This window comes from Stieleria sedimenti, assembly GCF_025060895.1.
Taxonomy (GTDB): Bacteria; Planctomycetota; Planctomycetia; order Pirellulales; family Pirellulaceae; genus Stieleria; species Stieleria sedimenti.
Genome location: NZ_JANZKV010000101.1, coordinates 26161 through 38596, shown reverse-complemented (window position 1 = coordinate 38596; position 12436 = coordinate 26161). Strand labels below are relative to the sequence as shown.

At 58.6% G+C, this 12436-nt stretch carries 6 protein-coding genes; 3 read left to right on the top strand and 3 right to left on the bottom strand.

Going from position 1 to position 12436, the window contains the following annotated elements; genetic code table 11:
• Window positions 1-276 precede the first annotated feature (276 nt).
• Both NZK35_RS14350 and NZK35_RS14345 read left to right on the top strand, forming a co-directional pair.
• Window positions 277-990: a hypothetical protein gene (locus NZK35_RS14350; protein WP_259633224.1), complete on the top strand. Its 714-nt coding sequence runs from the start codon at window positions 277-279 to the stop codon at window positions 988-990.
• 97 nt (window positions 991-1087) lie between these two features.
• Window positions 1088-4669 (top strand): carbohydrate-binding family 9-like protein, encoded by a 3582-nt coding sequence (locus NZK35_RS14345; protein WP_259633223.1) that lies wholly within the window; start codon window positions 1088-1090, stop codon window positions 4667-4669.
• 103 nt (window positions 4670-4772) lie between these two features.
• Here the strand turns inward: NZK35_RS14345 and NZK35_RS14340 are convergent, their stop codons facing one another.
• The 3 genes from NZK35_RS14340 to NZK35_RS14330 all read right to left on the bottom strand — a co-directional run bounded on the left by NZK35_RS14340 (window position 4773) and on the right by NZK35_RS14330 (window position 8282).
• Window positions 4773-5606 (bottom strand): universal stress protein, encoded by an 834-nt coding sequence (locus NZK35_RS14340; protein WP_259633222.1) that lies wholly within the window; start codon window positions 5604-5606, stop codon window positions 4773-4775.
• Between the two features lie 511 nt (window positions 5607-6117).
• Window positions 6118-7185, bottom strand: coding sequence for a dipeptide epimerase (locus NZK35_RS14335; RefSeq protein WP_259633221.1), 1068 nt, complete (start codon window positions 7183-7185; stop codon window positions 6118-6120).
• On the bottom strand, window positions 7182-8282 hold the full coding sequence (locus NZK35_RS14330) for a DUF1611 domain-containing protein (protein ID WP_259633220.1): 1101 nt from the start codon (window positions 8280-8282) through the stop codon (window positions 7182-7184). The genes NZK35_RS14335 and NZK35_RS14330 overlap by 4 nt, the downstream gene beginning before the upstream one ends.
• 360 nt (window positions 8283-8642) lie before the next feature.
• Between NZK35_RS14330 and NZK35_RS14325 the strand changes: the two genes are divergently transcribed.
• Window positions 8643-12113: a serine hydrolase gene (locus NZK35_RS14325; RefSeq protein ID WP_259633219.1), complete on the top strand. Its 3471-nt coding sequence runs from the start codon at window positions 8643-8645 to the stop codon at window positions 12111-12113.
• The last annotated feature ends 323 nt before the right edge of the window (window positions 12114-12436 follow it).

Here is a 12436-nt window from a genome sequence, read left to right as displayed (position 1 = left end):
TAGATGATTCCCATGACTCGGTATGCGAATGACTGGAACTCGTCACGGTCAAGAACCTGAATTTCTGAGTCAACCTTGATGGGCATGGCGACACCTCTCGTTGTGAGTTGGAAGGTGGCAAAACGATGAGGGCAAAACAATAACACGCAAGAAGTATCCCGCTACCCCCCTGGCCACCCCATCGTCTTGCCCCCATCGTCTTGCCCCCATCGTCTTGCCCCCATCGTCTTGCCCCTCGCCGCGACGCAGTCACCGTACCAGCCTTAGCATTCAACCATGGCGCCCTCCCAAGACCCACTCAATCCGTACGCTCCGACGCAGACGATTCCTGACGACTCGTTTGATCCGATGCCGGCGTTCGCTTTCCCGCAGGCGATGTCACGGGTGGCAACCGGGTTGAGTCTCGTTTACTGGAGCATCGCATTGATCGTGCTGTCGGTCATCGGTGGCCGCTTCGTTGTGCCGCTGATGATGCGTGGAGCGAGCATGGGCACGATGATGGTGATTGCCTTCGCGATGGGCTTGGTCATGATGCTCGGCGTTTTGCTGGGGTTGGTCGGTCGCGTTTTCTGTCTGGCGATCCCCCAGGCGAGCCGAGCCAGGGGATTGATCAACGCCGCGGTCGCGTTCGACTTAGCCGCCATCTTGACCTGGACGATCTCGTGGGTTGTCGCGGTACCATTTTGGACGTATAGCCTGGGGAACTTGCTGTCGTTGACCGCAACGGCGCTGTTTTTCCTTTATCTAAAACGACTTGCGGCGTACCTACAACGTGCTGATTTGGAAGGCAACGCGAAGTCACTGATGGTGATGGTGGCGGTCTTGTTTGTCGGAGGAATCGCTGCCGCGGTCGCCGTCTATTTCGTTGACATGATCATGGGACTGTTCGGTGTCGTCCTGCTGGTGATCATGATCCTGCTGCTGCTGCGTTACATCCGACTACTCTCCAATTTGCGGAAAGCAATTCTGGGACGGCTGGGAACGCGCTGAGCCGGTCGGGAATCCTTCACGCCGCGGCGCAGGTTCTTGGTATGATTGAAAAATCAATCTTGTCGCCGGAGTTCCCGATCCGCAGAGACCTTGCATCGTGCGTACGTTTGGTTCCTTTCTCGCTGTCTGTTTCGTCGCTCTGCCACCCATCGGACTGGTCGGCCAGGACACGCCACCGCCGCGGCGGGTGCCTTGGACGAGTTCCAAGATCCAGGGCAGCCCGGCCCCACCGTTGCCCTACACCACTCAACGCGTGTTTGCCAACGTCCAGCTCGATCACCCCACGGACATCGTTTGGCTGCCGGAAGCCGAGCGATGGATTGCGACACAGCTCAAGGGGCAGATCGTCTCCTTCGAAAACGATCCTGAAAACGCAACGGCCGAACCGTGTCTGGACCTCAACGACTGTCACGACCGTCCGATCTCGCAAGGGTTAGCGCTACAGTTTCATCACGACCTGGCCGACCAGCCGTGGTGTTTCGTCACCTATTCGTTTCGAGGCGGCGAGAACCCCGGAACCTTGCTCGTTCGATTCAAGGTACTTGACCCGACCGTCCCCACGATCGATTTGACCAGCCGGGTCGTGTTGGCGAGATGGAGCGGTTCAGGTCACACCGGCGGCTCGATGCAGTTCGGACCCGATGGCATGTTTTACGTTTCGATCGGCGACGGCCAGCCGCCCTATCCGCCGGACGCGAACAACACGGGCCAAGACTTAAGCGACCTTGAATCGGCAATCTTGCGAATCGACGTCGACAACCCGACCGCTGAACAGCCCTATCGCATTCCGGCGGACAACCCGTTCGTCGGTCGCGACAAGACTCGCCCTGAGATTTGGGCCTACGGATTTCGCAACCCTTGGAAGATCGCGTTCGATCCAGCCAGCGGCGATCTGTTGGCAGCCGACGTCGGCTGGGAAATGCGTGAAATGATTCACCGCGTCGCTCGGGGCCGGAACCATGGGTGGAGCGTGATGGAGGGCAGCCAACCGGTCAAGCCAGACGTACAACCCGAGATCCCGATCACACCGCCGTTGTTCGAACACACCCACCTGGATTCTCGATCCATCTCGGGCGGCCATTTTTGGAACAGTGATCGATTGCCGGAACTCAAGGGAGCCTACATCTATGGCGATTGGATGACCGGCAAGGTGTGGGCGATGAAGTCCGACGGTGATCGCGTGCTTTGGCAAAAGGAATTGGTTGACACGCCGCTGCAAATCATCTGTTTCATGCTCGATCCGAGCGGCGAAGTGCTGATCGTCGGCTACGACGGCACCATCCTGCGGTTGCAGCCCAATCCGATCACCGAGGCCAGTCAATCGTTTCCGAAACGACTCAGCGAGACCGGACTGTTCGCCGACGTTGTGTCCCTAACGCCGGCCGCGGGTGTCGTCGAGTACGAAATCAGTGCACACCATTGGGCCGACGGGACCCAGTCCCGACAGTGGATCGCGATCCCGGGCGAGGAGCAACTGACGCTGTACGATCGAGACGATTGGCAAACCGGCCAACTGGCCGGGCGATTCCAATTCCCAGCCGATACCGTGGTTGCCAAAACGGTCACCTACCGCACCGATCCGAGGGACCCGGCGACCGAGCGGCGTCTGGAGACCCAGGTGCTGCATCTGCTCGGCGATGAATGGCAAGCGTACAACTACGTCTGGAACGACGACCAAACCGACGCGATGCTGCACGACGACATCGCAACCGAACGCACATTGACCATCAAAGACGACCGGTTTCCCGACGGGATGCGGACACAGACTTGGCGTCACGCCAGCCGCAGCGAATGTCTGCTCTGTCACATCTGGGCAGCCGGAACCGTGCACGCCTTCTGGCCGGAACAATTGAACATCAGCTCCCTGCAAGACAACCAGCTGAACCGTTTGACCAAGCTGGGACTGTTTCGTGATCCGGTTCCCGCGAAACCACCGCTCGCTTCGCCGCACGATGAATCTGAGCCGCTCGAAGCGCGGGCGCGGTCTTACCTGGCCCTGAACTGTTCGACCTGTCATCGCAAACAGGGCGGCGGCACCGCAAATTTTAATTTCAATGTGACGAAGTCATTGGAGTTCAATCACTATCTCGACGAACCGCCGGCTCAAGGAACGTTCGGCATTGTTGACGCGCGCGTCGTCGCGCCGGGCGATCCGCAACGCAGCGTGCTGCTCTATCGCGCACTCAAATCCGGTCGAGGGCACATGCCACAATTCGGATCCAACGTGATCGACGTACAAGGGGTGATGCTGTTGCGCGACTGGATCGCCTCGATGAAGGCCGGCGACAGGACCAAGGAGGACGCTGCACACGATGACGTTGCCGAAGCGATCGCCGACCTGGCACTGAATGATGATTTCGACCGCAAGCTGGATCACCTGCTGCGGTCGCCCGGAGCAGCGTTAGAGTTGTCGCTGGCCTGTGCCCAACTGGCTGCGGCCAACGAACTCCGAAGTGCCATCATTCGGCGAGCGAGCCAGAGCGATGATCCGCTGGTTCGAGATCTGTTTGAACATTATCTCCCCGAAGACCAGCGTGTCACCCGCTTGGGGGCAACGATCGACGAAGACGCCCTGATGGCGATCGAGGGTTCCGCCGAGCGTGGCAAGCACCTGTTCGAGCAAGCGAAAGACGTGAATTGCCGACTTTGTCATCGCATCGGAGCGATCGGGCAGAACGTCGGCCCCGACCTGAGTGGCATCGGAACCCAGATGACGCCCGGCGAATTGTTGGCCAGTCTCGTACGTCCGTCAGAAAAGATCGATGCCCAGTACCGTGCCCGAAAGGTGTTGACCGGCGACGGCGAGGTGTTCGTCGGGATCGTCACCGCGGAGACAGCGGAGCAATTGACAATGACCGATGCGACCGGGAAATCACACAGCCTGGCGGTCGATGAAATCGAGTTGATGGAACCGTCGGCCAAGTCGGTGATGCCCGACCAATTGCTCTCCGGCATGACGCCCCAGCAAGCGGCCGACCTGTTGGCCTATTTGAGATCGCAGCGTAAGATCGGACCGTTGCAACACAAGTCGGCGATCGTTCGGCGGACCAACCAACCGATCGTGATCGATGGCAGACGTGATGAAGCCGCCTGGGCATCTGCGCCATCGCTCGGCGAGTTTGTATTTACCTGGTGGAACGAAGGCGATGGACCGCGGCAACAAACCGACGCCAAACTGTTGTGGGACGATCAGTTCCTCTATGTTTCATTCCATTGCACCGATCGCGATGTTTTGGCGACGCGGACCGAGCGTGACAGTGACGTGTATCGCGATGATTGCGTGGAGGTGTTCGCGTCACCCGAAATCGGTCACCCTGAAAATTATTTCAACCTCGAAATGAACGCGCTCGGGACCCAGCTCGACAATTATCGCCCGCATGGAGAAAACCCCGATGACGAATGGAACCCGGACGGTATTCGATGCGCGGTCGTTGTCGACGGAACCTTAAACGATTCGACCGACACCGACCGTGGATGGACCTTGGAAGTCGCCATACCATTCCAGCTGTTCCAACATGTGTTGCCATCCGGTCGCCCCTTGGTCGGCGACCGCTGGCGGTTGAACCTGAATCGGCTGGAAGGCAACATGGCGGTGAAGAGCCAATGGTCGCAAGGTGACCGCAATTTCCCTCGCTTCCACCACCCCGACTTCTTCGGCTTTGTCGAGTTCGCCCGGTAGGACGTGGCAGTGGGAAAGGCTTCCAGCCTGTCGATCGCGATTTACAAACGCGGATCGCAAGCTGGAAGCTTACGCCACGGCTGGAAGCGGATGCCACCGGTGATCAGTTGTTGGTCGGGATGGCCAGGACGGGGCAGGGTGCGTGACGGACGACTTTGTCAGTCGTTGTGCCGCGAAAGACATCCATGAATCCGTGGGCTCCGTCGGTCACCATGGCGATCAGATTGGCCTTGGTTTCGTTGGCCAGCGCGATGATCTCGGTGGCCGGATCGCCCGAGGGAACCACCTTCTGTTCGACCTGCCAGGGGCCAGAGGGGACCCTGACATCGGGCATGGACGTCGAGCCGACGTGAAACAGCGTCAGCTTCGCGTTTTCGCTTCCGAATGCCGAAATCGCTCGCAGCCCACGCTCGATCGCTTCACTGGAGTCCGGCGTCTGATCGACGGGCACGATGACATGATCGAGGTTGACGGCGCCGGTTTCCAGCGAAACACAGCCGTGCCCACCGGCGGGGACAAACAGCGTCGGCACATGCGTCTGATGCGCGATCTTCTCAGCCTTGGATGGCATCAACCACGATGCCAGCCCGTCGCGACCGGAGGTGGCGAGCACCATGAAGTCGATCGGGCGTTCTTGAAAAAAACCCGTGATCGCCTCGACGACATTTTTCTGCTCGGCGATCACCTTTTCCACACCGACACCAAGCTTTTCTTGAATGTCGCGGCGTTTGGCGTCCGCTTCGATCAGCCCCCAACGCACCAGTGTCTTTCGGACCGCCGGAAAGCGATCCCAGTCTTCATAGGAATCGTCTCCCACATGCAACAACGACAACGTCGATTCATTGCTGAGCGCCAACCGCAAGGCGTGGGCAAACGCCAGATGCGATTGGGCCGAAAAATCAGTCGGATGCAAGATAAAACGGGCAGGGGCACTCACGATCAGCTCTTCGAATCGTTGAACAGGGGATTTCCGTTGGGAACTCGAGTGGCCACATTTTACTTAACGGAGAAGCAAAGTGTCGGCCCATTTTGTCGCGGGCCAGCAGCCTGCGTCGGTCACGCTGTGCGTGACGGCTGCCTCCGAAGTGGACCGTCTAGCGGTAAACGTCATGCGCCGGTCATCCGTCTGATTGGATCGCGGAGTCAAACCGGCGGGTTGCAGTGCGACGCTGGAAGCGTCAGCCTGAAGACAGCCCCGAGTGCCCGATTTAAATGAACCCACGGATGGCAGAGCGAACCCACGGATGAAAAGCAGCCTGGGATCCGTGGGTACGCGCTGCCATCCGTGGGTGTGATCCATTGCTGTGGTACCGGAGATCGTCTGTTCGATCGATCCAGGGAAGCCGATTGCCAGACGGTCCATGGCTCTCTCGCATGACATCTACCGATAGACGCTGCAGTAGGTCACGCTGTGCGTGACGGCCGGCATGCACAGCATGCCCTACGCCCTAACCCATCACGACCGGCGGCGACGCCAGAAACTCCGGCAACCGCTCGTGATTCAAATCGCTGCCACAACCGGCCAACCGGGACGGGACAATCTTGCCCTGATCGACCACCACACCGACACAGGGTTCGTCTGCCAACAACACCGCCCCATCCAAATCGGCAAAATCCAACAACGGCAACAACTGCGCCGCGCCGCTGATGCCGACCGAGCTTTCGACCATACAGCCGATCATCGTTTTCAATCCCAGCCGGCGAGCATTCTTCAGCATTTGCAGCGCCGGGGACAGACCGCCGCACTTGCAGAGTTTGACATTGACGCCGTGATACAGACCGCGGCATCGCTGGACGTCATCGAACACCTGACAGTCTTCATCGGCAATGATCGGCAGCACCGATTCGCGATAAACCCGTTGCTTGTCTTCACGCGACGCGTCGATCGGCAGCGGTTGCTCAATGAACTCCACCCCCAGGTCCGCCAACGGCTTGGAATTGGCGATCGCCTCGTCCGCCGCCCAACCGCAATTCGCGTCGACACGAAACACCGCGTCGCAGTGGCGTCGCAACTCGGTCACGATTTCAATGTCTCGCTTCGTGCCGAGTTTGATTTTGTAGACTCTCCACCCCGGCTCCTCCTGCAGTTTCGCGATCATCTTCTCCGGCGTATCGATCCCGATCGTAAAACTCGAATCCACGCCGTCGTTCCATTCCAGGCCCCAATCCTGCCAGGCCGGAATTCCACGGCTCTTGCCGCGCCAATCGTGCGCCGCCATGTCCAGCGCCGACAACGCAAACATGTCGCCTGCCGTCTCGTCTCGCATCATCGGCCACAGGTCTGCGGGAGACTCTGACAGGTACCGATCGAGTGAATCGGGAGCGACCCGTTTGAGCGACTCGATCATCGAATCGCAGCTGTGACGATAGAACGAATCTTCGGTCACTTCGCCATAGCCGCGGACGCCATCATGTTCCAGTTCCACGATCAAGCTCGATTGCGTCTCGATCGAACTGCGTGCGATCGTGAACGCGTGCTTCAGGGGCAGCTTCAATCGATAGACGGTCAGCTTCATCGGTCCAGCACCTCGGCTCGCAATCCGATACAGGCATCGACCAACTTGTCGGCTCCGGTGCGATAGACGTCGCACGCGGGCAGCCCGAACGTCGACTCGGCACGCTCGATTTCCGCGATCGCCTGTTCGGAACTGAGATTGCGTGAATTGATCGCGATGCCCACAAACTTGCACGGATGCCTTAGATTCGCGGCAACCAAGTACGCCTCCATCTGGTCTTTCATCGGCGGGATGAGAATGTCATCGAGTCCCTTGACGTGTGTGCGTCCCGCTTCATAACAGTAGATCAACCCGTCCGGAGCGCTGCCGTGCAACAACCCCAGCGTCACCGCGGAAAAGGCCGGATGCGAAATACTGCCTTGGCCTTCGATCAGCAAGAAATCATGCTGTTCGTTCTGCCGGGCAAGTTGTTCGGCGGCACCACTGACGAAATCCGCGACCACGCAATCGATCGGCACGCCTTCGCCAGAGATCATGATGCCGGTTTGACCGGTGGCGAGGAATTTAGAGTTCTCTTTGCGATCGATCAGCCCGCGATGGATCTCCAACGACGTGACCATTTTGCCCAGGCTGCAATCCTGGCCGACGGTATGGATGCGGGTGCAACCGGGGCGGAACCGATGGCAATCCGCCGTCGACTTCAATCGATTGCGACGCACGTCGATCAAGCGGCTCTGGGATCCCGCCGCCGCGTCGATGTATTCCGCGTCCTCGGTCAGAAAATCGTGCAGCCCCGAAACGACGTCGATACCACGGCGGAGTGCTTGGAGGATGATCGGACGCCACTCTTCGGGCAGTTTTCCCCCGGGAGGTGCAATGCCGATGTACAACGCATCCGCATCCGGAACGTCTGACAACGCTTTCACGACCGGAATCTGACCACCGACATCTAGCAATTTTTGCGACGTCGAGCCCGCCGCCGCAGCATCGATGACGGCCGCGACATCTTGCGTGCGATAACGAAGCAGACTGATCGCGGTCTTGGCCACGAACGGCGTCGAGTAACCATCGGTGAGAATCGCAATGCGACGATGGGACAGCACCGAAGTCGCCGATGGTTCAGAACGTCCAGGCTTGGGGTTTGTGTCAATAGACATAAAGCGAATGTCGATATTCGACTGGGGAAGGACAAAAGGGTGGGACGGTCCAGTATGGTAGCCCATGGCGAGATTGCCAACCATCGACCGGCGTCGGGGTCGTTCGTCGGCCAAGCCGTCGCGCCGCATGTTTCGACCGAATCGTTCCCGGGGCGTACCGCGTTTGCTGAAATTCTGTCACCTCCCGCGGTCGATTTCTGACGCTGCCACGACAACGTGGCACCGGAACATCGCAACCGAAAAAAGCCGACGGGCCGCACCGCCAATTCGCTGCGCCGACTGTCGATTACAATTTCAATCAAAACAGAAATTCCCGCGCGCCGCCGGCGCAACCCCGATCCGATCCAGGCCCGCTGCAACATGTTTGTAAGATCGCAAATCCGACGACGTTGGTTCGATGCCCCCGACACGATCTCGGCACGCAAGCCTACCGGTGCAACAGTGGGGATGTGGTTGTCGCTTGCAACGGTTGCCTTCTTTTTCCAAGCACCTCTCAGCGCTCAACAGGCCCGGTCGACGACGTTGACGCAGGTCGATCACATCGTCCAGCAATTGATGCAGGACCAAGGGGTTGCCGGGATGTCGATCGCGGTGGCTCAGGATCATGAATTGATTTACGCCAAAGGGTTCGGGCTGGCGGACGTGGAACACTCCGTTCCGGCCACCGAGACGACGCGGTACCGAACCGCATCGATCGCTAAACCGATGACCGCCGCAGTTGTCCTGTCGTTGATGGAAAACGGTCGGCTCACGCTCGATGAACCGGTACAGACCTATGTGCCGGACTATCCCGAAAAACGTTGGCAAGTCACCACGCGTCAATTGCTCGGTCATCTGGGTGGCGTTCGGCATTACCAATCGTCCGCGGAATCGTCTTCGACCGCACACTTTTTCAGCCTCTCCTCGGCTCTGAAAACCTTTGCGGACGATCCGCTGATTCATGAACCGGGCTCGAAATACAGGTATTCGTCCTTCGGTTACAATCTGCTCGGCTCCGTCGCCGAGGGGGCCGGCGACGCGGAGTTCATGGCGCTGCTCCACGAAAATGTGCTTCAGCCCGCCGAGATGACTCAGACGGTGGCCGACGATACGTTCGCCATCATCCCCAATCGCGCCCGCGGCTACATCCGAGCCACCAAGTCGCTGCTGACCACACTGCCAGACGATCATCGACTGGTCGAAGGGGAACTGTACAACGCGACGTTGCACGACACGAGCATGAAGATACCCGGCGGCGGACTGCTCTCAACCGCGCCTGACTTGGTCCGTTTTGCGTTGGCCCTGAACCAAGGAAAACTGCTCAATTCAGACACCCGCGATCTGATGTGGACCCGCCAGAAAACGACCGACGGCAAAACGACGAATTACGGATTGGGCTGGAGCGTGGGTCGCAAGTCGGGACGAAAAGCGGCTTGGCACGGTGGCGCCCAATCCGGCACCTCAACCCTCTTGCTGCTGTATCCAGAAACCGGCACATGCGTCGCCATCATGAGCAACCTGCAGCGGCTGAGCCTGATGCAAGCCGCAGTGGCGATTGCTGATCTCGTCGATCCGCCGAAGTACGACTACCAACCGGCAATCAAAAAGTTGCAGGCTGCCGTTCGTGCTGAAGTCGAACAAAAAGAATTGCCTGCATTTTCAATCTCGTTGGTCGATCGTGACCAGGTGGTCTGGGCAGACGGATTCGGATTCCAAGATGCCGAAAACGAGACGCCGGCGACCGCTGAAACGGTCTATCGCGTCGGTTCGGTTTCCAAATTGTTCACCGACATCGCGGTGCTGCAACTAGTCGAAGCAGGCAAAATCGATCTCGATGCTCCCGTGCAGACGTATCTGCCCGATTTCAAACCGAACAATCCGTACGACGTTCCACAGACATTGCGGCAGATGATGTCGCATCGTTCCGGTCTTGTCCGCGAATCGCCGGTGGGGAACTACTTCGATCCCGACGAACCGACGCTTTCCGCGACCGTCAAGAGCTTGAACAAGACCTCGCTGGTTTACAAACCAGAAACCAAAACCAAGTATTCCAACGCGGCGCTCGCAGTTGTCGGAGCCGTACTGGAACAACAGATCGACACGTCACACCCGCAACGCGTGCGGCAGACCATTCTTGATCCGCTGGGGATGGCGAGCAGCAGTTTTGTGGTCACGCCGGCAATCGAACCTAAGCTGGCCACCGGCTGGATGCGGGCCTACGACGGGCGACGTTTCCAGGCACCGACGTTTCTGCTGGGAACCGGACCGGCCGGAAACTTGTACTCCAACGTCCTGGATCTGTCAAAATTTCTCTCTTGCCTGTTTAACGAAGGCCGCACGCCCGACGGCAAAATCCTGGATCCCCGGTCCCTCAGCATGATGACCACACCGATTAAAGATGAAGAGGGAAAACCGCAGGGATTCGGGCTGGGATTTCATATCCGTGATTTGGACGGTGAGACAAAAATTGGACACGGCGGCGCGGTGTATGGATTCTCGACACAGCTAGAATCACTGCCCAAACGCAAGCTCGGTGTTGCCGCCGCGTCCTCACTCGATGGCACCAACGGAATGGTCGGGCGGCTGACCGACTACGCCCTGCGGCTGATGGTCGCCACTCAGGACGGTCGATCCTTGCCCGACTATCCCACGACCGTGCCAATTCCCCCGGCACGCGCGGCCGAACTGATCGGCACCTATCGAGAACGCGACGGGGACCGAATCACCACGATCACTGAAATCAACGGCGACGTCTTCATGCAGCGGGGTTCTTTCCGATACGACTTGCGCGCGTCGGCCGACGACGGTTCCATCGTGACCGACGACGAGATCGGTTTCGGGACAAAGGTCGTTCGACATGGCTATACCGAGATTGTGATCGCAGACACGACGTACGAGCGATTGCCGGATGAACCCCCGGCCGACATCCCCGATCGATGGCGTGGGCTGATCGGCGAGTATGGCTGGGATCACAACACACTGTACATCCTGGAGCAACAGGGAAAACTCTACGCATTGATCGAATGGTTCTATTACTACCCGTTGACGGAGGTGAGTGATGACGTCTTTGAATTTCCCGACGACGGACTTTATCACGGCGAATCGCTGAACTTTACACGCGATTCCGACGGCGTTGCCACGCAAGTCAATGCAGCCGAAGTCGTCTTCAAACGGCGCGAGGTCGGCACGAAAGACGGCGAGACGTTCAAGATTGTGCCCGTGCAACCGATCGACGACTTGCGCGCCGGAGCTTTGGCCGCTTCGCCGCCGCCGGAACCCGGCGACTTTCGCGCAGCGGACCTCATCGAACTGGTGTCGCTCGGTCCAACGATCAAGTTGGACATTCGCTACGCGACGACCAACAACTTCACCGGCGCCGTATTCTACCGCCAACCCAAGGCGTTCATGCAGAAACCTGCAGCCCAGGCCGTGGCCCGCGCCAATGCAAAACTCAAGCCGCGAGGGCTCGGGTTGCTGATCCACGATGCCTATCGCCCGTGGCATGTCACCAAGATGTTCTGGGATGCAACGCCCGGCAACCTCAAAGACTTCGTCGCCAATCCCGCCAACGGCTCGCGACACAATCGCGGCTGCGCGGTGGACCTGACGCTCTACGACCTGGAAACCGGCAACCCGATTCAAATGGTCGCCGGCTACGACGAGTTCTCACCGCGTTCCTTTCCGCAATACCCCGGCGGAACATCGCGTCAACGCTGGTACCGGCAACTGCTGCGTCGCACAATGGAATCGGAAGGGTTTACCGTTTACGAATATGAATGGTGGCACTTCGATTTCAAAGACTGGAAAAGGTACCGCATCGGCAACCGTACGTTTGAAGAATTAACACCATAGGAATCCCAACCGAGTTCATCGATCCGAGCGACGATCGACTGGGCGACTTGTTCAATGCGTGAAACGACATTTCCTAAACCTTCTTGGGACGAGGTGTGAAGCAACAAAGGGGACGGGGGTTTTATTTCAGTTCAGGGGCGATTAAGCAGGTGTGGAAGAGTCAGTCGGCCTGCTTGACAGACTGGGTAGGAGCCGTGGGGAGTTTTGAAGGCAGGAAGATTTTGGGTGAGAAAGATGGATGCTGGAAAAAAAACGTGACCCGCGGATCAGCTGTCGAAGCTGAGATTTTTCCTACCCGCAATTTCCCTACCTCTTCTCACGGA

Excerpts from the sequence above, each read along its gene's own strand:
- NZK35_RS14335 (WP_259633221.1), bottom strand. The coding sequence starts at position 7,185 with ATGAAGCTGACCGTCTATCGATTGAAGCTGCCCCTGAAGCACGCGTTC.
- NZK35_RS14330 (WP_259633220.1), bottom strand. The coding sequence starts at position 8,282 with ATGTCTATTGACACAAACCCCAAGCCTGGACGTTCTGAACCATCGGCG.
- NZK35_RS14350 (WP_259633224.1), top strand. The coding sequence starts at position 277 with ATGGCGCCCTCCCAAGACCCACTCAATCCGTACGCTCCGACGCAGACG.
- NZK35_RS14325 (WP_259633219.1), top strand. The coding sequence starts at position 8,643 with ATGTTTGTAAGATCGCAAATCCGACGACGTTGGTTCGATGCCCCCGAC.